This is a genomic window from Nitrospira sp. (assembly GCA_016788885.1).
GTDB lineage: Bacteria > Nitrospirota > Nitrospiria > Nitrospirales > Nitrospiraceae > Nitrospira_A.
In genome coordinates this window covers 12,682-38,324 of sequence record JAEURX010000015.1, presented here as the reverse complement: position 1 = coordinate 38,324, position 25,643 = coordinate 12,682, and the positions used below count along the sequence as shown (strand labels likewise).

The 25,643-nt window shown below is 58.6% G+C and carries 24 protein-coding genes; 8 read left to right on the top strand and 16 right to left on the bottom strand.

All coding sequences use genetic code 11. The annotated features are described in order from the left end of the window. Window positions 1-1,840, top strand: a 1,840-nt coding sequence (locus JNL86_04485; protein MBL8042157.1) for a PAS domain S-box protein, incomplete at its 5' end; no start/stop codon positions are given. Window positions 1,841-2,092: 252 nt separating this feature from the next. Further along, entirely contained in the window at window positions 2,093-4,906 is a 2,814-nt protein-coding gene (locus tag JNL86_04480; protein MBL8042156.1) for a PAS domain-containing protein, read from the top strand. 15 nt (window positions 4,907-4,921) lie between these two features. Here the strand turns inward: JNL86_04480 and JNL86_04475 are convergent, their stop codons facing one another. From JNL86_04475 to JNL86_04435, 9 genes are all read right to left on the bottom strand, one after another. Then, window positions 4,922-5,089 (bottom strand): DUF1328 domain-containing protein, encoded by a 168-nt coding sequence (locus JNL86_04475; protein MBL8042155.1) that lies wholly within the window; start codon window positions 5,087-5,089, stop codon window positions 4,922-4,924. A 382-nt stretch (window positions 5,090-5,471) separates the two neighbouring features. Next, complete coding sequence (locus tag JNL86_04470; protein ID MBL8042154.1) at window positions 5,472-6,071, bottom strand: porin family protein; 600 nt, start codon at window positions 6,069-6,071, stop codon at window positions 5,472-5,474. 38 nt (window positions 6,072-6,109) lie between these two features. Next, window positions 6,110-6,328: a CsbD family protein gene (locus JNL86_04465; protein ID MBL8042153.1), complete on the bottom strand. Its 219-nt coding sequence runs from the start codon at window positions 6,326-6,328 to the stop codon at window positions 6,110-6,112. Between the two features lie 207 nt (window positions 6,329-6,535). Then, window positions 6,536-6,814 carry a PepSY domain-containing protein gene (locus JNL86_04460; protein MBL8042152.1) on the bottom strand — a complete coding sequence of 93 codons (279 nt, stop codon included), beginning with the start codon at window positions 6,812-6,814 and terminating at the stop codon, window positions 6,536-6,538. Window positions 6,815-6,864: 50 nt separating this feature from the next. After that, entirely contained in the window at window positions 6,865-7,104 is a 240-nt protein-coding gene (locus JNL86_04455) for a CsbD family protein (GenBank protein ID MBL8042151.1), read from the bottom strand. A 438-nt stretch (window positions 7,105-7,542) separates the two neighbouring features. After that, window positions 7,543-9,675, bottom strand: a complete 2,133-nt coding sequence (glgX, locus tag JNL86_04450; GenBank protein MBL8042150.1) for a glycogen debranching protein GlgX — start codon at window positions 9,673-9,675, stop codon at window positions 7,543-7,545. Between the two features lie 66 nt (window positions 9,676-9,741). Next, complete coding sequence (locus JNL86_04445) at window positions 9,742-10,281, bottom strand: bacterioferritin (protein MBL8042149.1); 540 nt, start codon at window positions 10,279-10,281, stop codon at window positions 9,742-9,744. A gap of 355 nt (window positions 10,282-10,636) precedes the next feature. After that, the gene (locus JNL86_04440) at window positions 10,637-11,122 is read right to left on the bottom strand and encodes a CBS domain-containing protein (GenBank protein ID MBL8042148.1); all 486 of its coding nucleotides are present in this window, start codon (window positions 11,120-11,122) and stop codon (window positions 10,637-10,639) included. 19 nt (window positions 11,123-11,141) lie between these two features. After that, window positions 11,142-11,438, bottom strand: a complete 297-nt coding sequence (locus JNL86_04435; protein MBL8042147.1) for a hypothetical protein — start codon at window positions 11,436-11,438, stop codon at window positions 11,142-11,144. On the opposite strand from JNL86_04435, the gene JNL86_04430 reads away from it, so the two are divergent. Further along, entirely contained in the window at window positions 11,426-11,653 is a 228-nt protein-coding gene (locus JNL86_04430; protein MBL8042146.1) for a hypothetical protein, read from the top strand. The genes JNL86_04435 and JNL86_04430 overlap by 13 nt on opposite strands. A gap of 84 nt (window positions 11,654-11,737) precedes the next feature. Here JNL86_04430 and JNL86_04425 read toward each other — a convergent pair whose 3' ends face one another. Beyond that, window positions 11,738-12,373, bottom strand: coding sequence for a superoxide dismutase (locus JNL86_04425; protein MBL8042145.1), 636 nt, complete (start codon window positions 12,371-12,373; stop codon window positions 11,738-11,740). A gap of 249 nt (window positions 12,374-12,622) precedes the next feature. Here JNL86_04425 and JNL86_04420 point away from each other — a divergent pair, with 249 nt between their 5' ends. After that, window positions 12,623-13,279 (top strand): response regulator transcription factor, encoded by a 657-nt coding sequence (locus JNL86_04420; protein ID MBL8042144.1) that lies wholly within the window; start codon window positions 12,623-12,625, stop codon window positions 13,277-13,279. Between the two features lie 3 nt (window positions 13,280-13,282). Here JNL86_04420 and JNL86_04415 read toward each other — a convergent pair whose 3' ends face one another. Next, window positions 13,283-13,966, bottom strand: a complete 684-nt coding sequence (locus JNL86_04415) for a response regulator transcription factor (protein ID MBL8042143.1) — start codon at window positions 13,964-13,966, stop codon at window positions 13,283-13,285. An 88-nt stretch (window positions 13,967-14,054) separates the two neighbouring features. Further along, complete coding sequence (locus tag JNL86_04410) at window positions 14,055-15,317, bottom strand: hypothetical protein (GenBank protein MBL8042142.1); 1,263 nt, start codon at window positions 15,315-15,317, stop codon at window positions 14,055-14,057. A gap of 389 nt (window positions 15,318-15,706) precedes the next feature. Between JNL86_04410 and JNL86_04405 the strand changes: the two genes are divergently transcribed. From JNL86_04405 to JNL86_04395, 3 genes are all read left to right on the top strand, one after another. After that, window positions 15,707-16,021: a hypothetical protein gene (locus JNL86_04405; protein MBL8042141.1), complete on the top strand. Its 315-nt coding sequence runs from the start codon at window positions 15,707-15,709 to the stop codon at window positions 16,019-16,021. A gap of 475 nt (window positions 16,022-16,496) precedes the next feature. Then, window positions 16,497-17,315, top strand: coding sequence for a class I SAM-dependent methyltransferase (locus tag JNL86_04400; GenBank protein MBL8042140.1), 819 nt, complete (start codon window positions 16,497-16,499; stop codon window positions 17,313-17,315). A 180-nt stretch (window positions 17,316-17,495) separates the two neighbouring features. Further along, entirely contained in the window at window positions 17,496-18,584 is a 1,089-nt protein-coding gene (locus tag JNL86_04395) for a glycosyltransferase family 4 protein (GenBank protein MBL8042139.1), read from the top strand. A 250-nt stretch (window positions 18,585-18,834) separates the two neighbouring features. Here the strand turns inward: JNL86_04395 and JNL86_04390 are convergent, their stop codons facing one another. From JNL86_04390 to JNL86_04375, 4 genes are all read right to left on the bottom strand, one after another. After that, window positions 18,835-19,194, bottom strand: a complete 360-nt coding sequence (locus JNL86_04390) for a PRC-barrel domain-containing protein (protein MBL8042138.1) — start codon at window positions 19,192-19,194, stop codon at window positions 18,835-18,837. A gap of 230 nt (window positions 19,195-19,424) precedes the next feature. Beyond that, the gene (gene treY / locus JNL86_04385) at window positions 19,425-22,325 is read right to left on the bottom strand and encodes a malto-oligosyltrehalose synthase (GenBank protein ID MBL8042137.1); all 2,901 of its coding nucleotides are present in this window, start codon (window positions 22,323-22,325) and stop codon (window positions 19,425-19,427) included. Between the two features lie 25 nt (window positions 22,326-22,350). Then, the gene (gene glgC, locus JNL86_04380) at window positions 22,351-23,607 is read right to left on the bottom strand and encodes a glucose-1-phosphate adenylyltransferase (GenBank protein ID MBL8042136.1); all 1,257 of its coding nucleotides are present in this window, start codon (window positions 23,605-23,607) and stop codon (window positions 22,351-22,353) included. A gap of 61 nt (window positions 23,608-23,668) precedes the next feature. Further along, window positions 23,669-25,120: a hypothetical protein gene (locus JNL86_04375; GenBank protein MBL8042135.1), complete on the bottom strand. Its 1,452-nt coding sequence runs from the start codon at window positions 25,118-25,120 to the stop codon at window positions 23,669-23,671. 216 nt (window positions 25,121-25,336) lie between these two features. Between JNL86_04375 and JNL86_04370 the strand changes: the two genes are divergently transcribed. Next, entirely contained in the window at window positions 25,337-25,558 is a 222-nt protein-coding gene (locus JNL86_04370; GenBank protein MBL8042134.1) for a hypothetical protein, read from the top strand. Window positions 25,559-25,643 lie beyond the last annotated feature (85 nt).

Here is a 25,643-nt window from a genome sequence, read left to right as displayed (position 1 = left end):
CATGAGTTGGAACCGCGGCGCCCAACGCCTCTTCGGTTATACCGCAGAGGACATGATCGGACAGCCGGTGCAACGCCTCATCCCCAAAGACCGTTTCGATGAAGAACCGCGTATTCTGGAACAGATTCGTCAAGGCCACCGGATCGATCACTACGAGACCGTGCGACAACGCAAAAACGGTTCACTCGTCGACATTTCGCTGACGGTCTCGCCGATCAAGGACGGCCGGGGCCGTATCGTCGGGGCATCCAAGATCGCCAGGGATATCACCGAACACAAAGAGGCGGAACGTCACTTGGCCCATCTGGTAGAAGCGCTCCCCGCTGCGGTGTTCACCACCAATGCGGAGGGCTTGATTACACACTACAACCAGGCGGCGGTCGATCTGTGGGGGTGCCGCCCGACACCCGGCGTCACCTACTGGTCCGGCTCCTGGCGTCTGAGTGGACCCGACGGTCGACCACTGACCGATGATGATTGCCCCCTCCGTCAGGCGCTGACGCGTGGCCGCCCGATCCTCGGTCTCGAAGCAAAGATCCAACGGCCTGACGGAACGCTGATTCCAGTCACTCACCACTCGACTCCGTTGCGAAACGAAGCGGAGGAGTTATTCGGCACCGTAAACATGCTGGTGGATCTCACCGAACGGAAGCACGCCGAGCAACAACTGCAGGAATCCGCCAGCGAGCTGGAAGCGCGTATCACGGAACGCACACGGGAACTCCTGGCTTCCCAGGAGCGCCTACGCGCCTTGGCGTCCGAACTCACGCTGACGGAACAACGTGAGCGGCGAAGACTGGCCACCGAACTGCACGATTACCTGGCACAATTGGTCGTCGCGAGCCGACTGCGCCTTTCCCAGATCATTCCACGAGTCGGTGACCCGGCTGTCTCCAGCAACCTTGTGCAGGTGGATACCATGCTGGACCAAGCGCTCACCTATACCCGCTCTCTCGTCGCCGAACTCAGTCCGCAAATTCTCTATCAATTTGGATTGGCCAAGTCGTTGCTGTGGTTGGGCGAGCAGATGAAGCAGCATAACCTCCGCGTGTCGGTCGAACTCGGCAGCAAACCATTTACGCTGCCCGACGATCAGGCCGTGCTCCTCTTTCAGTCCGTCCGCGAATTGCTGTTCAACATTATCAAACATGCCAAGACCGATCAGGCAACGTTGACAGTCAGCGTCGATACGCAGGAGGAGTTGTGGATTTGCGTCGAAGATGAGGGCGTGGGATTCGATGTCGCGAACATCACCAACCCGGGAGAGCCCCATGGCAAATTCGGATTGCTGAGTATCCGCGAACGGATGGAATTGTTGGGAGGAGAATGCGAATTGTCGTCCGCCCCTGGCGTCGGAACGATCGCCATTCTGCATCTTCCGCTGGTTCAGGCCGCCGGCGCTCCGTCCGCCGGCGGGCAAGTGGGGTCCACCCCCTCCATGACCACCCTGGAGAACGATCAGGCAAAGACGGTGAAGGTGTTGCTGGTGGATGACCACGCCATGGTCCGACAGGGCCTGCGCAGTATCCTGGACAGTTATACGGATCTGACGGTCGTGGGAGAGGCCGCCAACGGGCAGGATGCCGTGATCATGGCGCGATCGCTCCAGCCCGATGTCGTGGTCATGGATGTCAATCTGCCGCTCATCGACGGTGTCGAAGCCACGCGCCTCCTGCGGCGTGAGCATTCGTCCATGGCCATCATCGGCATTTCGGTCAGAAACGACCCGCAGGTGAAACTTGCGATGACCGAGGCCGGCGCCGCGGACTTTCTCCCCAAAGAATCCGCCGCGGGCCAGCTCTACGACATCATTCTCCGTCACTGCCCTGTCGCCTCCTGACAGGGACGGGAGTCACAGGCACTGAACTAGGGGATTCCCCAGTACTCTCTGGCCTTCAGACTCGGTACGATGATGCGTGTCACGGATCGCTCACATCCGATCACCACTGCGCCCTCTCTTCGAAACAGATCGCGTCACGTTGATCCATGCCGGCGTGTTGCCATGCCCATCGCTTGGCTCACCCATCGACGCACCAAGGGACGCACCAAGGTTGTGACTATAGGTTTGTATGCCAGACAGTGAGCGGTCCTCATGACTCCAGTCCTGCAGCTCCTGCCGTCTGTCACTCGCTTCGCGGCCCTCGCGGCCATCATCTGGCCACTGCTCGTTCTGCTGTCCTGGACCTATGACCCTTCCTGGGTGTCCGCCCTCCATCCATCCTTGCGGACGATCAAGCCCGTCACCGTGATGTCGATCCTCTCCTGCGGGCTTGCGTTGTGGTTGCTGGCGGACGAATCGGCAGTGACCCGGCTTCGCCGACGATGCGCCCAGACTGCCGCCGGCGTCGCAAGCCTCCTTGCCGGACTTACCCTGGCTGAATACGTCTTCGGTATCAACATCGGTATCGATCTCTGGTTCACGCACGACATCGATATCGACACCGCCTTGCACCCTGGACGCATGGCACCCCTCACCGCCTGTCTCACCCTGCTGTTGTCTCTCGCATTGATCACCCTCGACCAACCGGTGTCGAACGACCAGCATCCCTCCCAATATGCGGCACTGGCCGGAATGACCATGGGCGCCATCGCGCTGGTCGGCTATCTTTATGGGGTACGGTCCCTCTACCAGGTCGGTAGTTTCTCCACGGTCTCGCTGTACACCGCCACCCTGTTGTTTCTGATCGGTCTCGGAATACTTGCCGCGAGGCCGACGAGAGGATTCATGGCCACGCTGATGTGCGATGATCTCGGCGGGGTGATGCTGCGACGCATGCTGCCCTTTGCCATCGGCCTCCCGATTCTTGCCGGGTGGATCCGCATCACCGCGCAACGATCAGGCTATTACGACTTCAACTTCGGAGTCGCCTTGGCCGTGGCTGCGGTCATGTTGATCATGCTCACCTCGCTCTGGGTGCTGGCCGGCAGCCTGAACAAAACCGACGGTCAGAAAAAACACATCCTGCAAATTCTGCAACAGCGGGAAGCTCGTCATCGCCTGGCATTGAGAGCCGGGCGTATGGGCACGTTTCATCAAGATCTCGACAATCACACCCTCGCATTGTCGCCTGAATTGGAAGTCATGCTCGGTGTATCGGCCATGAGCTTCGGCGGGACGCTGGCCTCTTTCGGCCGCCTCATTCACCCGGATGACTGGGAACAGGTGCAGGCGGCCATCGAAGAAGCGGTCGTCAACCGAGGCTCATACGCTCTGGAGTGTCGCGTGCTGCGCCAGGCTCCGCTCACGGAAGCCTGGATTGCAATCACCGGCCAAGTCCTCCCGGATTCCACCGGCCACCCGCGGCAGATTACCGGGGTGATGTTCGACATCACGGAACGGAAACGGGCGGAAGCGACGTTGCGTGAGAGCGAAGCCCACTTCCGTATGCTGGCCGATGCCACGCCGGTGCTGGTCTGGATGGCGGGGCCGGACCGACTGTGCACCTGGCTGAACCGATCCTGGCTTGACTATACGGGACGCGCGCTCGAGGAGGAATTGGGTAACGGCCGCCTCACCAACATTCATCCCGATGATCGGGCGATGTTCGTCCAATCATACAACACACACTGCTCTGGTCATGAGCCGTTTGAATTGGAATATCGTCTGCGTCGGCAGGACGGGACGTATGGCTGGATCCTGGACCGCGGGGTTCCGCTGTTGACGGAAACCGGCCTGCTGACGGGCTATCTCGGCGCGGCGATCGATATCACCGACCGCAAGCACGCGGAGGAACAACTCCAGCGGTGGACCGTCGAACTCGAAAAGCGGGTCGACGAACGCACGCGAGCGCTGCAGCGCTCACAGTCCCGATTGCGCGCCCTGGCCTCGGATCTCAGTACGACGGAACAGCAGGAACGTCGCCGACTGGCCACCGAACTACACGATTACCTGGCCCAACTGTTGGTCGTCGGACGAATGAAGCTCGGTCAGGCCAGGCCACAGGTGAAGGACCCGAAAGCCCAGCAATTGTTGAGCGAGACCGACGACGTGTTCACGCAATCGCTCAACTATACCCGGTCGCTGGTCGCAGAATTGAGTCCGCAGGTCTTGTATCAATTCGGTCTCCCCGCTGCGCTCAAATGGTTAGCGAGCCAAATGAGAACCCATGGGCTCAGCGTCTCGCTCCACTGCGAGATTGAACACCTTCCCATGGCTGAGGAACGTGCCGTGATCCTCTACCAGAGCGTTCGGGAGCTGCTGTTCAATGTCGTCAAACATGCCGAGACGGCCGAAGCCTCGATCACGCTGAGGCCAAGCCCGGGGAATTGGACGACCATCACCGTCGCCGATGGTGGACGCGGGTTTGATCCGGAGACCCTTCTGGAAACGGATCGCGATCACCCCGGACAATTCGGGCTCTTTAACGTGCAAGAGCGTGTGGAAGCCATCGGCGGACATTTGAGTTTACTGTCGGGAGAAGGACAGGGAACGACCGTCACCATCACCGTTCCCGTGGAAACAACCGCGCCCTCAGCCCGGTCCATCGCAGCAGAACACCTGCATCAGTCGAGGACACGGGCGATCTCCTCCCAACGGCTACGCGTGTTGCTCGTCGATGACCACGCGATGGTACGGCAAGGATTGCGCAGTGTATTGGACAGCTATGAAGATCTCGACGTGATCGGAGAAGCCGGCGATGGAGAGGCCGCGATCGCGCTCACGGCGACCCTCGAACCGGACGTGGTGGTGATGGACATCAATATGCCGAAAGTCGACGGCATTGAGGCGACACGCCAAATCCTCGCCACCCATCCGGACATCGTGATCATCGGGTTGTCCGTCCAGAACGAACGCCACATCGAGGAAGCGATGCTCAGCGCCGGTGCGGCGGTCTTCGTGACCAAAGAACGCGCCGCCGGCCAACTGTATGAAGCGATCGTCAACACCGTTCGCGCCGGCCGATGAGGGCCCTGTTCTCCCTCAGGCCACAGGGGGACGTTTCCCCATGACCATCCCGATCGCCGCAAGAATCAGAAACACGACGAACAAGACATAGGCGATGTGGGTCGCAGTGCCCGCCACGCCTGATACGCCCAGCACGCCGGCGATGAGCCCGATGACAAGAAATGTAACTGCCCAGCTTAGCATGATGATACCTCTCTCAGCTGACGAACGGTTAGTCTACCCATGACCCCGCGTTCAGAGGAACACGCACGGACCGTGTACTTCATTCCACACTCAATCATGACCGATGCCTGAGCTACCGGACCTCGCCGAGACGTGGGACGGAGACGACCACGCCTCCGTCCTTCACATGAATGATGGCACCCGGGATGGTGACAGTCGGATTCCACCATCAAGGCCGCATACCCGGCGATAGAGTCATCCCACCCCGCACGCACTAGGGCCATCGCTTACCCCTGACAGGACGAACCCGACAATCCAGGAGGCACCTCACCCTCGTCGTGGGGCACACCTTCCCCGCCACACTCCCACACTTCATGTGTACTCAACTGGCGAGTGCAGCCGCTTAAAAATGGAAGTTGACGCCGACCGTCACCATGTGCCCGTTGTCCTGAAACTTCTTATCTACGATGTTCTGGTCCTTGGATTGGATCTTCTCCAGCCAGATGTATCGGTAGGTGCTGTCGATCGAGACATGCTTATTGAAGAAGAACTGCAATCCCCCGCCGGCATGGGCGCCGAATCGATTCTGGGTGTCGTCGAAGCCGCCAGGTCCCTTGACCGTGGTGTAGTACCAGCCTCCACCGCCCAACAGAAACGGTGCAAGCCTGGTCGTGCCAAGTGGATAAATGAGCGCAGACACCTGCACAGGATAGGTATGGACACGTGTGTCGCCGATGTCATTGCGTCGATAGTCGACCGACCCTTCGAAGGCCAGATAGCGTGAGGGGTGCAGCCGTACCTGACCGCCCCCGAACCACCGACTAGATCCGTCTTTTGGATCGACGTACGTGGCTCGACCACCGATGGACAACAATCCGATATCGATCTGTTCGAAGAGATTCTTGTCATCGGCCGCCGTCGCGATCGCCGGTATGGGCAGCCCCCAGGCCGTCAACGCAACTCCAATCGTCAGCACAACCGGGAAGATCAATCGTGTCATCATAGGACTCCTTGTGAATAAATCTGCCGTGTGGGCATTTGTCATGACTCGCGCGGACGGCTGCCGTGGTGATCGAACCACTCATCGACCCACCGTTTCACCTCTTCCCGGCGGTCGCCATACCGTTCCTGAATCTTGCCCTCGAGTTTGTCGACGCGGCCTTCGATGGCCAACAAGTCGTCGTCGGTAAACTCACCCCACTGTTTCTTCAATTCGCCCTTGAACTGCTTCCATTTGCCTTCAAACTGATCCTGGTTCACCACGACCATGGCCGAACCGGTGTCGGCGTGGAGACCGATGCAGACTGTTGCTGGCCCTTGCTCCGCCTGCGCCATCCCCGCGGTCAGAGCCACACCTATCAGTGTCATACTCAGCAGTCGCGGTCGTAATGTCATGATGCCGTCCTTTCGATGGCGTCGATCCGGGGGCGCCCTGCCTGAGGGTCAGCCGGACTCCTCCCCTCATCCTCATCGGTCACTCGTGATCTGACCGTTCTGCGCATCGACATACACCTTCTGCGTCTTGTTGTTGATGTCGATGATTTCGACCTCATAGACCGTCCGGCCGTCTTCCTTTCCGATTTCAGCCTCCACGGCCTTTCCGGGAACGGCTTTCAAGGCATGTTTCACCGCATCCTCCAAGGACACCGTTGCAGAAGCGGCCAACTGTGCATTAGTTTCGAATACTGCCCAGGCTGGACTCGTCACCAAGCCGGACAACAGCGCAATTGCGATGGCTTGTTTCATCTTCCCTACTCCGTTTCCTTAGTAAAGGGTTATCGTTGAGGCGACCTACGTCAACGAGGCCGCTGAGCCTCGCGCTGCGCTGGGGACGATTGCCCCTGCCGCCTGTACCAATCGTCGGCCCATCGGACGATTTCATCCTTCTTGTCTCCATAGCGCTCCTGCACCCGGCCCACGAATTTGTCGTAGTCGCCCTCGATCTGCATTAAGTCATCGTCCGTGAATTTCCCCCATTGCTTCTTCACCTCCCCTTTGAACTGCACCCACTTTCCTTTGAACTGGTCCGTGTTCATTGAGCCCCTCCTTGGTTGATGTGGTAATGCCGCGGAGACTGACGCGTCTGCGTGCGTGGCATCTACGGTACGGCTGGATCGGGCGGCGTCTTTCAGAATCCGATTCGCCGGAGGTCGAAACGCCAGGCCGGTCTTGCCGCCACGATACAGGATGATGGTGCTCTCGCCATCATCGTCGCCGACGGTGACCACCACCTTCGCCTTCACTCCATCGACCTTCCGGATCTTCATACGCACCTCCCGCCTGGTCTAGGCTACGTATACCGCCGAATACCCAGGAGAACGCCTGGACATACCCCTAGTTTTCACGCGAACAAGCCCTCACGTGGCACCGCACAGTACGCATTGTTCACGATGAGAGACGGCTCTTGCCGGCGCGAGGGGAACGAACCGATCCGGATGGATCTGAAAAGAGACGCGTGGGACAGGATCACTCGATTACGATGAGACCGCCGAACGTCGACACAAGACAGCCATGGAACGGGGTGCAATGCTATAGGTGCCGACGACAAAGGTGCCCTGGTGCGCCATGCCGCCGGTGCTGGTGTCCAGCACAACGCCCCAGGCGGCACTGCCCTCGCCGGCCGGCAACAGAAACGGAATCGCTTCATGGTGCGCGTTCAGGAGTAGCAAGAACGTGTCGTCCACAATCGGATTCCCGCGGGCATCCGTTTCCTCAATGGCATCCCCTGCCAACACGATGCCCAAGGCACGCAGATAGCCTTGACTCCAGTCCGCCTCATCCATTTCGTTGCCATCCGGACGCAGCCAGACGATATCTTTAATTTCTGACCCATGGATCTGCCGTCCCTGAAAGAACCGGCGACGACGAAAGACCGGGTGTTGCTGACGCAACGCGATCAGCTGCCGGACGAATCCGAGCAGGACGCGGTCTTCCGACGTCAGATTCCACTCGTGCCAACTGAGTTCGTTGTCCTGGCAATAGGCGTTGTTATTACCCTGCTGAGTCCGCCCGATTTCATCTCCCCCGCAGAGCATGGGCACCCCCTGCGACAGCAACAGCGTGGTCAACATATTCCGCTTCTGCTGGAGACGCAGATCCAGAACCGCGCGATCGTCGGTAGGGCCTTCGACACCACAATTCCAACTGAGGTTGTCATTGTGACCGTCCTGGTTGCCCTCACCGTTGGCCTCGTTATGTTTCTCGTTGTACGAGACCAGATCGTGTAGGCTGAAACCATCATGCGCCGTGATGAAGTTGATGCTGGCGAACGGGCGCCGCCCGCTCGTCTCATACAAATCACTGCTGCCGGAGAGCCGATAGGCCAACTCGGCGACTTGCCCACCGTCTCCTTTCCAGTAGCGTCGAATCGCATCACGGTACTTGCCGTTCCATTCCGCCCACCCCACGGGGAAATTGCCGACCTGATATCCCCCGGCTCCGAGATCCCACGGCTCTGCAATCAACTTCACCTGAGAGAGAATGGGGTCCTGGTGAATGATGTCGAAAAACGCGCTCAGACGATCCACTTCATGAAGTTCTCTTGCCAATGTGGAGGCGAGGTCGAATCGAAACCCATCCACGTGCATATCCAGCACCCAATACCGCAAACTGTCCATGATCAACTGGAGCGTTCGCGGATGCCGGACATTCAGACTGTTCCCACACCCAGTGTAGTCCATGTAATAGCGGGGGTCGTCGGCCATGAGGCGGTAGTAGGCCGCATTGTCGATGCCGCGAAAGGACAGCGTCGGCCCAAGGTGATTGCCCTCGGCCGTATGGTTATAGACCACATCCAGAATGACCTCGATGCCGGCGCTGTGTAGAGTCTTCACCATCGTCTTGAACTCCCGCACATGCCGCCCACGGACGGGTGACGCCGCGTAGCGCATGTCCGGCGCAAAAAATCCGATGGTGTTATACCCCCAATAGTTCGTCAGCCCCTGATCCGTCAGATGTTTGTCCTGCACCGCATGATGCACGGGCAAGAGCTCGACGGCCGTCACTCCCAACCCTTGAAGATATTCGATGACCGCCGGCGTCGATAACCCGGCATACGTGCCACGCAAATGTTCCGGCACATGCGGATGCCTGGCCGTGAATCCCTTGACGTGCACTTCGTAGATCACTGTTTTTGACCACGGCGTGTGGAGCAGGCGATCGCCCCCCCAGCTAAAGGCTTGATCCACCACGACACACTTCGGCATATCTTCCGCATTGTCGCGATCATCACGCACGAGATCGCTCTCGGCATCACCAAGCTGGTAGCCGAACATGCGATCCGACAACCGAATGGTATCGGCGATGGATTTGGCATAGGGGTCAAGCAACAGCTTTGCCGGATTGAACCGGTGTCCCGCGGGCGGGTCATAGGGGCCGTTGACTCGAAACCCGTAATGGAGGCCAGGGCGTCCCTCCGGCAGATAGGCATGCCACGTTTGATTGGTCCGTTCCTCCACTCGAATCCGATGAGATTCCTGAGAGGCGTCCGGCCCGTCAAAGAGACACAACTCCACCGACGTCGCATTCTCGGAGAACAGGGAGACGTTCACCCCCTCCCCATCCCACGTTGCCCCCAGCGGATAAGGTCGGCCTGGCCATACCTTCATGCGATCTCCTGTTCGAGTGCCCGCACGGCGGCGTTCAAACAGGCGCCGCCCATCTCGGGGATGGAGTTACTTCAATAGGCTGACTAGATCCTCAGCATGTTCCTCTTCCTTGGCGAGGATCTCTTCCAATAGGCGCCGGGTCGTCGGATCGTCGTTCCGCACGAAGGCAATCATGTCTCGATAACTTTCGATGGCGATACGTTCGGCCACCAGATCTTCCTTGATCATCTCCTCAAGATCATCTCCTTCCACATACTCGCTATGACTCCGCTCCGTCAGACCGGCCGGCGACAGGTTGGGTTCCCCGCCCAGTTGCACGATGCGCGCAGCCAATTGATCGGCATGGATCTGTTCTTCTCCCGCATGGGTGAGGAATTCAGCCTTCACGCTCTCCGCATTCATCCCCTGCGCCATGAAATAGTGCCGACGATAGCGCAGGACGCAGACGATCTCCGTGGCCAAGGCCTCGTTGAGCAACCGCAGCACGGTGTCGCGATCCGCCCGGTCATCCGCGGTCTGTGCTCCATCCTCAATATGCTGGCGAGCCCGATCTCTGAGGGCCTGGATATCCTGAACGAATGAAGACTGTCCTTTTGTGCGGCTCATAGTCGCTCCTTTCATGAACATGACTGAGATTGACGCGACGACGTGGTTCATTCTGATGTGATGTCTGACCGAAGATGCGGCCACGCTGACTCGCACCCCAATACCTCGACCTCCTTGCTGGCTGTAGTGAATCGAGAGACCATGTGCCTAGATTGCACCCCGACCGCCAACGCACAAATCGCAAGAATGCAGGCGACTCCGGAGGAGATCGACGACGGTTGCAGCATCTGCATAAATCCTCGTTTCTGGATGGAAGACCGGTGCAGCGGATATCTGTTGTGCTCACAGTAGGCGAGCCGCATACAGGAGAGGACTAGGCAGGTCCCTAGCCCTAACGCTCGAATTCCCTTGAGAGTCAGGGCTGAGGAACATAGATGGGTAGGACCCCGACGAGGCGATGCCGACGATCCAGCACAGGAAGCCACTCCAGCTTGGACGCACGCATGAGGTCGAGGGCATCCCTGAGGAGATCATCGTCAAAACAGGGCGGGATCGAGGTGCGCATGAAACGCTCGATCGCCGCCTTCGGCGACGCGCGTTGAATGGCTTGACTGAGTGCCATGTCACGTTCCGTGAGCATGCCTTTCAGCCGCGCCCCGTCGTACACCACGACCACGGGCACATCGAGTTTCTTCATCAATCCAGCCGCCTCGGTGAGACTTGTCCGTGGGGTTGCCGTGGTCACCTTCGAGCTCATGACTTCTTTGACCTGCTTGACGTCTCCCGGCAGCAACCCCAACTGCTCGTTCCGGAGCGACTCCCGGTAGATCCCCGCTGTCGGGCGACGCGTCCCAGCCGGCATGGGTCTTGGAAGATCGGTGTGTCGATGATCGTCATTCATCGGCGGCTCCTGCGAATCATCAGACGGCTTGCGGCCTGTCCTCATGCACGACGAGGCGAAGCCGTTCATACCGGAGCGGCTTGTCGGGGTTTCTCGTATAGTGCCCATTGTCTTCGCCGATGGAGATCATGCTCAGCGGAAGCGTCACATGTTGGCGGTAGTGCGGGAAGGCCGTCTCCAGCAGGACGGTCACCGTTTGGCCGTCGCATTCGATGACTTCCCCGTTCAACCCTCGTTCATTCTGAAAGTCGACCGTCACCCGTTCATCCGGATCGATCCAGGGACGAATGAGGTCAGCTTTGTGTGAAGCGTCCATACACAGTCTCCTTCTCGATCGACCATCCGGCATTGGTGGTCTATGCCTTCTCGAATGCAGCCGACGGAATTCCCATCGAGCCATACCATGCCGCCCATGTGTCCATTCAGGTCTCACCCGTGCGTGACTCGTGTCCCACCGTAACTGAGGAATGGGTGGCTTCGTCGGGTATGGAGGAATTGGCGGCGGAAACGGATCCGGCGGAAATGGACTAGGCGTCGGATCCGGAAGCGGAGCCGGATCAGGGGGCGATGGATCGGGGAACGTCGTACACCAGTGGCTTCTCATCATGTACCCCTTCATCGATGAACCAGCACCGGGGACAGTCCAGCCTGCATACGCTCTTCGACGGCACTCCAGGCCACATTCTCAAAAAATGCGTCGATGTACTGCATCCGCTCACCGGGTTTGTAATCCAGCAAGTAGGCATGCTCCCACACATCCATGACCAGCACCGGCTGAAACCCGGCGACGTTGCCGTGTTCGTGGAGCGTGACCCAATGATTGGAAAGCAACCCGCTGGACGGATCGACATTGCAGATGGCCCACCCTACACCCCGCAACATCCCGACGCTGCAAAAATCAGCCTTCCACCGCTCAAAGTCGCCGAACGTCCTGGCAACAGCACGCCCGAATCCCGATTCCTCCGCAGGACGTGCGCCGCCTCCCGGTAGGAGGTTCCCGAAATAGTACTCGTGCAGCACCATGCCGTTGTATTCAAAACCCAACCGTCTGGTGAGTTCCGAATAGGCCGGCATGGCCTCTTGATCGACTCTTCCACCTCGACGGAATTCCTCCAACTGGGCATGCAGGGCATTGGTAGCGTTGACATAGCCCTCATAGAGTCCAACGTGCATACGGAGCGTGTCATCTGAGATGCCGGTCAATCCAAAGAGATCGTAAGACTTGACGCGATACAGGTCAGGCTTGTTCATGAGACACCTCCATGACGGATCTTGGATGAATGGTGACCGGCGTTCTTATGGAGTCACGCTACCACGGCTGCCTCCCTCCTCCTACTAGGTGATGCCCTGGCGCTGCGATGACTGAGGGGATTCCCTAGGGACACTGGAACCACTGGCTGTGTTAGATGAAGAACCCTGCGGGCGTGAGACCTGTCATTGCTCGGGCTGGGCCTGGTATGCTGAAGCAGACAGTGTATGACTCGCAGAAGGGAGGAGTCCGTGCCGAAAGCGCGTCTCGTGATCGCCGACGACCACAGCATCGTCCTGGAAGCCTATCGGCAATTGCTGGAACCGGAATATGACGTGGTCGGGTCCGCGTTGAACGGAGAGGAGCTGCTGCGTATTGCGCCGGCGCTGGCTCCCGACATTATCCTGCTCGACATTTCCATGCCGACCATGAACGGGCTGGATGTGACACGGCAACTTCGAGCAAGCGTGCCCCAAGCCAAATTGATCTTCGTCACGATGATGAGCGAGCCATTTTACATTTCACAGGCCTTCGATCTGGGGGCCATCGGGTATGTGCTGAAGCAATCGGCGTCGACCGAACTCTTGTCGGCGCTCACCGCAGCACTGAAGAATCGACGGTATATCTCACCGCAATTGTCGCTGGAAGTGCAGGACGCGATCGAAACGCCCTGGGTGAAGCCGGAGGGATTCTCCTCCAAGCTGACGCCCCGCCAGCAAGCGGTCCTCCAACTGCTGACGAAGGGGTTCTCCACCAAGGAAATCGCGGCGGAACTGAAGGTCTCGGCAAAGGCCGTAGAATTTCACAAAGGGAATATCACCAGACGCCTGGGCATCCACACGACGGCCGAACTGACGCGCTTCGCGCTCTCACAAGGTCTCACCACGCTGGATGACCCACCATCCTGACGCCTACACCCTCGACTCGGGAACCGTCGGCTGTTGAGGCATCGCAATCAGGCCGATCGCGATGGCGTGCTTGGTCAGTTCGGCTGTGCTGTGCACACCGAGCTGTTTCATGATCCGCGTTTTATGAAACTCCACCGTCTTGATCGAGACATTCAGGGTCGACGCAATCTCCTTCGTTGACTGCCCCTCTGCGATCAGCTGCAACACTTCCCGCTGGCGCACACTCAGTCCATCCTGTGAGGCGGTGTCGGCGGACGGCTGCGCCGCGCTGGGATGGAGGGCCTGCTCGACCAGATTCTCGGCCACGCTCGGAGACACGTACATGCGTCCCTTCAATACTTCCCTGATGGCAAACACCAGCTCTTCAGCCACAGACTGCTTGAGGACATACCCGGAGACACCCGCTCGAAACGCTTCCGTCACGAAGTACTGCTCGCCATGCATGGTGAGTACGAGCAACTTCACGTCTGGAGCGGATTTTTTGATTTGTCGGCAGGCATCCAATCCGTTGAGGAGCGGAAGCGCGATGTCCACAAGCGCAATATCCGGCCGGTCACGCTCAACGGCCTGCACAAGGGCTCGACCGTCCGCGACTCTTCCGCACAGTTCACACTCACGCTCCAGCAGTTTTTCGATACCTTCAGCCACGAGTGTATGGTCGTCAGCGATGAGGACTCTGGGTTTCATGACAGCGCTCCGGGCTAGAGGGGAAATTGAGCAGGGCGATGAAAAATCCTACCACTCTCTCCACGTGATAGCGAGGGGCCTTCCCTCGTTACAGTTGCTTGGACCAGAAGATGATCAGACCATGTCCCCCCTTGGTCGGAGGAGCGCCGCCGGGGTCGCGATAGATGCCGAAGTTATACGTGTAATTGAGCTCGACTTGTGATTTCCAGGGAGCCCCCGTCACCACCCCTCCGCCGAGCGCAGGCATCGAATCTGTGATCTGTTTCACGGCGGTGCCAGAGGTGAACACAGGCCGTTCGACCAGGCCCCATGTGGCCTCGACATAGGGATAGAGGAAAAACAACGCTTCATAGCGATATTGAAGATTCGCCACCGCATACCGCGTGGGAAACAGTTCATTGAATGCCACGCCGTGGATCATGGGGAGAGAAATGGCTTCCCACTCGTATCCCGTTGGACGCCCGGGAAGCCGGAAGGCGGAAAAGCGATCCAGGTCTTTGCCGATTCCGGCATGCACGCTCGTGAGCAGGCGATGTTTTTCACTCTCCACAAACGGCAATCCCGTCGCCACCAGCGCATAGGCGCTCGCCTGAATGTAGGTGCGTTCCTTCTTGAAATCAGGCGTATCGAACGGGGCGCCGCCCCATCGGTCCCACTTGGCCCGATGACCGTGCAACAGGTCACCGCCCAGGGTGATCCCTTCATGCGGCAATTCCATCAGATTACGCTTCAACGCATCGGCGCGAATTCGAAAATGGATGCGTCCTTCATAGGTATCCTTGGGGACTCCGTAGTCGGACGCGGTGTGACCGGTACCCTTGAACCACCGATACCCGGCCTCATAGGTAACGGAAATATTGACGGCACTGTCCTGCCGAAACGGATGCACCGGCAGGCGATACCCTAGCCCGGCGCCGGCGAAGGCATAACTCCACTCCAGTTCTGTGCCCCTCTGGCGCTGCCCCTGGACATATTCAGAGCGTCCCATGGGAAGGATGAAGTTGTCCCAGGTGAACAGGAGCGACCAGTTCGGATAGTCCCGTAGACCGATGGTGTAATCGACATCATTCACCACCCCCGAGAAGGTCCCTCGCAGCCGGCGATTGTCATCGTCCCAGTTTCTCCAGAGGTACAGCGCGCCGAACGGCAGTGCTTCCATCTGGCTCGGCCCGTTGGGAAGTGCCTGAATACCGAAACTGATGGCCGTGACACTCCGACGATCTCGCGGCGGCACGTAGATGTCTTCCCCAAAGAGGGTCGTGCGAAACTCTTCTCCCGCGATAGGGGTTGGCTCCTCTCCCCAGGCCTCCTCAGACGTCCACCCACAGACCGAGAAGTGTGGATTCAACATCGTACTCACGATCCAGAAGACAATAAGGATCCTTCGCCGGCACATGACGAATGCACTCACGCGCTCGCGTCCCCCCCTCAACATGTACGTAGATGTTTGATGCTGTCTCCTTATAGAACAGTTGCCGCCCGTCTGACCCTAGTGAAACCCCTAGCTCGAAGAGGTCCACGGCATAGAACCATGCTGTTGGAAGCGGGGGAACCTACTCCCTCGTCATCTGCCTGTACTCCCGTGGAGCACGGTCTCGCATAAAACTAGGAGGTTACCCAGTAGGAGCCCGCAACGACAGGCGATACCGTGACGAGTAGCGAGGCAGTACGCACAGGCCCCCGCCATGAAGGATCGAGCAAGTGGACTACACCGCCTTTCACCTTTCGTAAGGAGCACTCATGAAACGCGCGACATCCAGCCCCTCACAAGGTCGCAAGAAGCACGTTGTGTCACAGCGGCGTGCTGCAGGCAGAACGATCGATCCGACGCCTCGCGTGATTGCACGCAAGAACGCGAAGGACTCTCCTCAAGACTCCCGACGGACGAGGAAGGGAACCGCAACCGGTACAATCACTCCGATGTCTGCACGGAACGCCCGGCAGGTCGGGCGGGCGATAGGGACCGTCTTAGGAAAGGTGATCGGCACGGTTGAACACACCATGGCCAAGGTGATGCCGGTACGGCAGCCCGCGACTCGACGCCGCAAGGTCTGAACGCGGCATGTCCCGACACGGCATCACCCCGGTTGAGCCGAGTGCTGCCGGCGATCTCACATAGGGCGTATCGCCACTCTCACGAAGGGAGGGACATCGTGACACGGTCGAGACCTACGTTGATTCTTGCCATGTCGCTTCTCGGATTCATCCCGATGACCCTAGCACTGGCGGAACCAGAACCGGAGAGGCCGCCGTCCACCCCGTCGGTGCCCGCTCCCAAGACCAACCCGCCGCAACCGCCCACCCCGTCACAGATCGATCCTGGCATTCTCAAACAACCGGACCATATACCTCCCCCAAGCCCGGAGGCCGTCATACCACCGCCCGTCGTTGACCCGCATATGGCCATCGATCCAGAACAATCCACACCTCGCAGTCTCACCCCTCCTCCCACACCTCCACCTCCGGCCGTACGTTAGGGATGCCTCGTACGAGTAAAAACTACATGCATATCACTGGCAAACTTACTAGAATGCGACCAGGTAACATACTAGCCGTACGAGGAGAAGTGCGCATCCGAAACCACCTCATTTCCGGGGTCGCCTGGCCATTCAAACACACCATCCGCAAGGTGTTGGGCGACACCCTCTATCAGCAAGTCCGAGTCACCTTCCTCGGCGAGCCCAACGGACTGGGTCTTGATTGGCGATGGGGCCACTCCTTGCGGCGCGTTCACCCGATCCGACGCGATTTCGGATGGCAGGCCGGCCAACCCATCGACCGATACTACACAGAGGGGCACTTCTTTCCTGCGTATGGCACTGACATTCACGGACAGGTGTTGGAGATCGGCGACAACCGGTATACGACGCAATTCGGCCAGGACCGGGTCACTCGCTCCGAGATTCTTCATCTCCATGCCGACTCGCCAGGATCCACGATCAACGGCGATCTGACTCATGCGCCACACATTCCATCCAACAGTTTCGACTGTGTCATTCTCACGTTTACCTTACAGTTCATCTATGACGTACGAGCCGCGCTTCGCACGGTCGCCCGCATCTTAAAACCGGACGGGGTGGTGCTGGCCGTGGTTCCGGGTATCAGTCAGATTGCCCGTTTCGACATGGATACCTGGGGTGAATATTGGCGTTTCACATCGCTGTCCGCACGCATGTTGTTTGAAGACATTTTTCGGCCCGAGGACATCACCGTGTCCACCTACGGCAATGTGTTAGCCGCAACCGCCAGTCTCCAGGGGCTGATCAGTTCGGAGCTGCGCCGCGAAGAGCTCGACCATTACGATCGCGACTACGAAGTCGTGATCGGCATTCGAGCGGTCAAACGATAACCATCCTCTCTCCGCATCTTCTCCTGCGCCTGGCCTCTTGCTAGGGAGACGCCTAGTAGGGCTGGCGCCATAGTGTCATCTAAGATCACACGACCTAGGCATCAACCCAGGAGGTAACCGAACGGCCTCCGGACATCATCGCCATTCATACACCCGTCCCGTCAGATCAAAGGAGTGATCATGAAGATCGCACAGCTCGCCCCGCTCCGAGAGAGCATCCCTCCCGTGCTGAGCGGCCGCACCGAACAGACGATTTCGTATCTCACGGAAGCATTGGTTCGCCAAGGTCATGAGGTCACCCTCTTCGCCAGCGGCGATTCCGTGACTTCCGCCAGACTGGTCGCCACATGCCCACAATCCCTGCATCTGTCGTCGGGGATCTCAAATTACGATGCGCCACTCATCACGCTCATGGAGCGAGCATTTGCAACTCCAGACACGTTCGATGTCATCCATTCGCATTTGGGGTTCCTCCCCTTTCCTCTGGCACGCCGTTGCAACACACCGGTTCTCTCCACGCTTCATACTCGTCTCGACGCGCCGGAACTGCTGCCTGTCTTCCGAAAATTTTCCGATATGTCACTGGTGTCACTCTCGGACGCGCAACGCGAGCCGCTGGCTTGGGCAAATTGGCACAGCACGATCCACCCTGGATTTCCTGGCGATCTCTTCTCCCCTCGCTTCGAGCCGGGGCGGTATCTGGCATTCCTCGGTCGCATCATGCCGGAAACCGGCCTCGATCACGCGATCGCACTGTCCAAACATACCGGCATGCCATTGCGTATCGGTGCCACGGTTGACCCGAGCCATGCGGAGTACTACCAGACGGTCATCGAACCATTGCTGGACCATCCGCTGGTCGAATTGGTCGGCGAACTCACCAATTCGGAAAAAGACGATTTTCTCGGCCATGCCCATGCCTTGATCGCTCCATATCAACAGACGGAACCATTCTGTCCCGAACTGGTCGAATCACTGGCCTGCGGGACTCCGGTCATTGCCTATGCCGCTGGCTGTGTGACCGAGATTCTCGAACAGGGAGTGAGCGGCGTGATCTGCCAGACCTTCGAGGAACTGCTTGCCGCGCCGACATGCATTCCACTGCTGTCCAGGCATGAGTGCCGGCAGGCCTTTGAATCACGTTTCACCATTGAGCGGATGGCTCGGGACTATGTTGAGGTGTATCACCAGCTGCTCGGTCAACCATTCCTAGCTGACTCGCTCCACACAGCAGAAGCAAGCGGACTCGCCTGCTCAGAGCAGCGTTAGCCACCCGAAGGCGTCGTCCACACAAGAAGGGGCGGACTCTCGGCTGAGAGCCCGCCCCTTCGTCGCCTCATCAAGCGTGAACCTGCTTACCGTTGACTATTCAGATCGCCACCCTCGACGCCCGACGCTTGCCTTGAGGGCAATCCGCTGGTGCCGCTCATGCCCCGCAACTTGATCTTCCCCTATCGAGCCGGTTGCGTCTTGCCCCTCGTGCTCTGGCAGAGGATGTTGCCTCAGATTGTCGCGAAGCTCACCAATAGGGCTTATAGCCATAATAGGTATGCAGGCGTTCGCCCCAAGCCGTATCGGCCATGTCCGGCCATCGGTCCTTATCAAATCCTTCTCCTTGCTCCAGCCGCTCTCGGGCCACATTTAGGATGAAGAAGTCGCCCCCGGCCGACAGCGTGAGTGCTTCCCACGGGAGCGCAAAGAGTTTGTCTCCAAGCCCCAGAAACCCTCCGAATGAAAGGACCGCATACGCGATACGTCCGTTTTCGAGATCGATCATGAGCGCATGAATTTCACCCAGATCCTCGCCGGCCTGATTGTGCACCGGCAGGCCCTCGATCGTCGATGCGGATAACAACCGTCGACCTGTATGAATGGCCATCTGAATCCTCCTTCTTGTGAAATGAGACGAATGGGCACGTCTCCGCGATTGCCACGTGAGGCTGTGATTACCCCTTCTGTTATTGATAGCGCCGGGACCGGCCGAAGGTAGCTAGGAATGGCCCTAGAATGTTCGGCACAGCGGGAGCGAGGGTGCCGCGGGGTCGCAGAGAATCCGAACGATAAAAAAAGAAGGAGTGAATTGGGACGTACACAGGAAAGAATGCGAGGCTATTTCTCAGAACGGATGAGCAACGCCACGGGGCAATGCCTGAGGATTGCTCCGACCTGCAACACCTGATGCGGCCCGTCACATGTCGTTTCAAATCGTTCCCCAGTGAACAGGTGGTGGTACACCGATCCGGCTTTCCATGACGGAACCGTCACGGACGTGTCCTGCCACGGAGCCTCTAGTACAGAGCCAACAGCCTGTTCTGTTTCCCGGCTCGCCAAGAAACGCGGAGCAACGGCCACGACCGCTTGGTCCTGATGCAGTCGAGCGAAGGCGCAGAGCCGGGACTGATCGCGCCCCTGCGCGGCCAACGGTACATAATCACCATGCAGGTAGAGTGCCGCCTGGTTCCGCCGATGATGGAGTGCCACGCGCAAGAGAAACATCTTGATGCGCCCATCCTGCCAAGAGTCGCACAGTGCCCTCACAGCGGCAATTCGATCGTCGCCCGTTTGCTCCTCCATTCGTACACACTCCGCCATCATGACCTCGCGGGTCGCGTAGTCGACTGGAGCGCGGTTGTCGGGATCAACAAGCGTGAGTTCCCACAACTCTGTCCCTTGATAACAGTCAGGAATGCCCGGGGCAGCGACCTTCAGCACGACCATCGAGAGGCTGTTATACATGCCATATCTGGCCACCATGTCTTGAAACGGACGGAAGGCCTCCAAAAATTGGTTGCCGGATCGACGCTCCAGGAGCGCTCGAACGAAGTGTTTGAGCGCATCCTCATAGGCCGCGTGACTGTTCACCCAACTGGTGCGCACCTTCGCCTCTCGAACGGCCTTGATCATGTACCGCTCGATCCGTTTGATGAACTCCTCATACCGGCCGGCATCCAACGGCCCCACAGGCCAGGTCCCGATCAGAGTCTGATACAAGAGATATTCCACATTCCGTTCGGGAGCCGGGCCTTCCTCCAATTCGGTCCGATGGCGTTTGTTCATTCTCATCCATCGAGCGACGGCCTTCCTCCAACGATCCGGCATTTCCGACAGGATGTTCAGCCTGGCGCGAACATCCTCTCCGCGTTTGGTGTCGTGCGTGGAGGTGGCGGACAACGCATGGGGCCAGCCTGCGTATCGATCACGTATGCTCTGGTGAAACTGCTCCGACGTGAGGCCGAATCTTCCGGGCTCCCCTCCCACCTCGTTCAACGACATCAGGCGGTTATAGATATAGCAGGCCGTGTCTTCAACCCCTTTGGCCATGACCGGCCCGGTGGTCTGTTGGAACCGGGTCACAAAGCGCATCCGTTCTTCTGTCGTGAGGTGCTTGGAGAGCGCTAGGGTGCCCAGCAGCAGATCCCGCACGAAATCGAATACCTGCCGGCTCACCGCCGGATTGCGTTGCACAGCGCAGGCGACGGCCTGATGAATGAAGCGGCGATCCCGTTCGAGCACATCATCCCGCTCAGCCGTCACATATGATCGATACACGGGAAAGCAGGCGATGATCTCGCGCACCGCATGCGTCAGACTATTCAAGGTGAAATCGCGATAATGCCGGTCGCGTTCCGACAGGCGATTCACGACGTGCCCGAGCACATTGAGTTCGCTGGACATCGACGCGCGCATGATGAGCTTTTTGGATTGGTACACCAGTTCATCGTACGGCAGCCTCGCGCCCGTCAGATTCCGATAGACGGTCTCCATTGCTTTGGCATGGTCGGTGCGCACGAACAATCCGTTCAGCACATTCAAAAAGTCATACCCGGTCGTCCCCGCCACGGGCCAGGTGCGCGGTAACTGTTCGCCCGACCCTAGAATCTTTTCCACGACGATGAAGAGGGACGGACGATCACCGCCGCTCTGTCGCGGCAGCTCGGCCGCCGCCCAGTCCTGCAATTGCCGGAGGTAATGTTCGGGGTCGTACAGTCCGTCCACATGATCGATGCGCAGGCCCGTCGCAATCCCCTTCTTGATCAACCGGAAGATCAATCGGTGCGACTCTGCAAAAACCTCAGGGTCTTCGGTACGAATCGCCGCCAGTTCGTTGATGTCAAAAAATCGCCGATAATTGATTTCTTCCGACGCCACTCGCCAAGAAGCCAGCCGGTAATGCTGTACGTTCAAGAAGGCATCGAGCAGGTCAAAACTGTCGGAGACGCCCTTCGTCCCGTTGTACCGTTCGACGGTAGCCGCGATAGAGTCCCGCACGTCCAGGCTGTCGGACACCAACGCCGCCAAACGCCGCCTCGCGAGCTGTTTTTCACGATCACGTTCCGCAATGTCGTCGGGGGACCTCTCGCAGGAAGGCGGCAAGTGACGCAACGCCGTCACAATGCTCCGTAGTTCCTGGACCGCAGGCTGAGCTTCGCCCACACGATCGGCCAGATCGTCGATCTGGAAGGACAGGATGCGAGCCCAGGATGCAGGTGTAGTCGGGAGTCGATGCTGGAAATAGGAGATCACGAACCCGCCCCCCTCATACAGCAGTCGAATTTCTTGCTGTTCGAGGGCAGTGCCGTATTGTTCTCCCAGGATGGGCAGCAGGACTTTCTCGTTGAGTTCTCGCTTCAGAGGCGCCCAATCCACGTCGAATGCCGGGGCATAGCGGGAGCCAGGGCCGTTTTCCAACACATCCCACCACCACCGATTCTCCGCGCTGAGAATTCCCATGTGATTGGGGACCACGTCGATTAACAATCCCATGTCATAGGTTTTCAGAGCCGCGGTGAACGAGGCAAAATCCTCTTCGCTGCCCAACTCCGGATTCAACAGGCCGGGATCGATCAAATCGTACCCGTGCAGACTCCCGGGCACGGCTTTGAGTAATGAGGACGCGTAGCAATCGGTAATGCCGAGGGCATGCAAGTACGGAATGATTCGAGCGGCATCGCGAAACGTAAAAGAATGGTTGAACTGAAGCCGATAGGTGGAGACGGGAATGCGAGGCATGGCGGCTCAGGCTCTTTGTCCGCGATCATGTGGAGGAGAGGCGCTGCTTGGATACATCCTGTTGCAGCACTGCTTTCGGCAACACGGTCAGCCCGGATGAGGTGACGGCGGGCGATAGGGCCGCGCCGGCCTCATCATGGCCCAATACGGAGCCGGCCGGAATGGCATTGCCGCGGTCGATCACGACGCGACGCAACCGTGCCTTGGCGCCGATGGACGTATGGTCCAAGATCACGGAGTCCTCGATTTGCGCGCCCGGTTCGATTTTGACATGGCGTCCGATGACACAGCGCCTGATGTCTGCTTCGACAATGCGACTGCCCTCGCCGATCAGCGCGTGATCCACATAACAGTTGATCAGGCTTGCCGGGAGCCCCCTCGCCGATTCGCCGCGAATCGGCCATTCCGGATTTCGGAGATCATTGAGCGGCGTTTCACCCAGCAAATCCATATTGGCTTGCCAGTAGGCTGGAATCGTTCCCACATCGCGCCAGTAGCCGGGCTCTTCGTAATAGTTGAGACCGGGGATGTCGTTGTCCTGAAAGTTGTAGGCCATGACTCGCTCGTGATGCAGCAGGCGCGGCAAAATATCACGCCCGAAATCATGGGTGCCTTCTGTGCCGGAATCTTCGCTCAAGGCTCTCAGCAGTACATCCGTCGTGAAAAGATAATTACCCATGGATGATAACGCGCGGTCCGGCCGCATCGGCATCGCCTTCGGCTCCGATGGTTTCTCCTGGAACCCGATGATGCGATCGTTGCGATCCACTTCAATGATGCCGAATCCCTGTGCAGAATCCAGAGGGACCGGAAGTGCGGCCACCGACACATCCGCTTGGCGCTCCAGATGGAATCGGAGCATGTGCCGGATATCCATCCGGTAAATATGGTCAGCCCCGAACACCGCCACGACATCGGGGGCGGCATCTTGAATCAGGTTGAGATTTTGATAGATGGCGTCGGCCGTGCCTTCATACCAACCGCGGCGGAGGTTCATTTGTGGAGGGACCACCGTCACGAACTGCCTTTCTCCATCCCCGATCCGCCAGGCGCGGCGAAGATGTTCGATCAGCGACTGCGAGCGATATTGGACCATCACATGGATGGCGGTGATGCCGGAGTTGTAGAAATTGCTCAACACGAAGTCGATGATGCGATAGGTCCCCCCGAAGGGTACGGCCGGTTTGCTGCGCACCTCGGTGAGCGGCATCAGACGCTCTCCTTTTCCACCGGCCAGAATGAGCGCCAAGACTTTTGGTTGATGGGTGAATTCGTGTGCCATGATATCTCCTCGAAGCTGCTGTCTTCTGTCCAGACCAGCTCCGCCGATCATTCCGCCTTCGTCACAACGCACGGAGAAAGGCGACCAAGGCCGCCTTTTCATCCGTCGTGAGCTTCAGTCCTCCGATGACATTAAAAAACTCGACCGTATCTTCCAAGGTGAGCAGTCGTCCGTCATGAAAATAAGGAGGCGAATCCTTGATGCCTCTCAAGACGAACGTTTTGATAGGCCCGTCGGCCTCCGCTCCAAATCGCTCCAGAAACAGGTCGTGCATCATATGGTCGGTATAGGCCGGCGGTTGGTGGCATTGCGCGCAACGCGCTTTGCCGAAAAAGAGCTCTTCGCCCGCGATTTCCTGCCGGTCGGCCCGCGTGCGATCCAGGCGCCCCGTCATGGGATCGAGTTTCGGCGCGGGAGGAAAATCGATCATGTTTTGAATCTGGGCCATATGCGCGACCTGCAAGCGGTCGATGATATTCATCCCTTTCTTGGCGGCACGAATGTGATCGCCGTTGAAATAGGCCGTCCGCTGCTCGAATTCGGTGAAATCTTCCACGGATCGCAAACTCCGTTTAGAGCCATGGAGTTGCTGATTGAACATCCCGCGCAGACTCACGGTGTCGAGGCGCAGCCGGTCGCGTTGCGGTCGAGTATCGGGATTGAGATGAAACTGGCCGGTTGTGTGGAAGTTTACATGGCAGTCCAAGCACGTCACGCCAAGGCTGGGCTTGGCCGATTTGCGATCGGCCGTCCCATTGAACTCTTCCTGCGGAAACTGCGTCACCAACATCCTCAGCCCATCCAGTTGCACGGGAGTGATCAGCCCCCGAAACAATCGATCGAAATTGTCGGCGTTCAACACCTCGCCTTGTGACACATCTCCCAATTCGGGATGCGTCGTCAGAAAAATAGGCGGAGGAAATTCAGGGCGAAAGCAGGCCGGCAGATCAAACTCCACGTCAAATCGTTCCAACCGAGGAAATTGTTCAACCTGCTCCTGGGGAAATACCATCCCCCCTACCTCATGTTTGACATGCGGCAATCGCATAAACCCCTGGGGAAACGCCTTCTGCTTGCGAATGTCTTCCGGATCCAGGCGAGCCAGCGCGTCCCAGCTCAGCCCCTCCTTCAACCTCACCGTCGGTCCGATCGGTTGGGACTTTCCCTTGGTCATGCGGGCGGAACTATTCGTTCTGCATTCCAGGTGATAACGGTCTTTTAAGAGCGTGGTCTGCTTGGCCATGACCTCCGGTTTCTCCGCCGTATCCTTGGCCATCGTCTGCTCGGCCAATCGTGCAGCCGATTGACCGGGAGGTCCCCCGAACAGATCGTACGAGAAATCGACGCCGTCAAATCCTTTTTCCTTTGTCTTCTCTATGCGAGTATCCGCCGCGGACCGATGTTCCTGCCCTGCGCGCTCGGCATGAACCATGGCATTTGAGACGAGCACCACCGCAAAGGCCATGAGCGTCCCGCCCAGCCTGACGACGTTCCGCCTCCCTGTGGTCCCCATCCTGCACCTCCTTGTTGACTTGCTGAGGTGACTGTACGGAGAGGGCTCTGCCATTCCCACTAGGCAGATCCCTTGACTCACGGCGTCGCTGCGTAACTAGTACCCCGCTCCGCCCGCCCCCGCAAACCAGGGTCTCTCCCAGTGCTGGGGGAAAGGAAAGCTTCGTATGATCGGCAGGTCACCCACGCCCACATGTCTTGTGACGGGAGGAACGTTATGCACTGCCAACGATGCGAAAACCTCATGTTTCCCCTCGATCTAGGAGATTGGGGTATCGAACCCATCGAGGAAAACCGTCTGGCCTGGCGCTGTTTTGCCTGCGGTGAAATTGTCGATCAACTCATCGCGGAAAATCGTGCGCGCGGGGAAGAGAGTGCAGAGGAGTGGCGGAAAGGCGGCGCTCGCCGACGCGTCAATGCGGTCGGCCTGCTCCGGTAGCCCAAGGGCAGATGGCGCGAAAAGCTCGTTCAACTCAACATAGTCAGTCGGCGAGGAAGCAACGATGGCCCACACCCACTGTGCC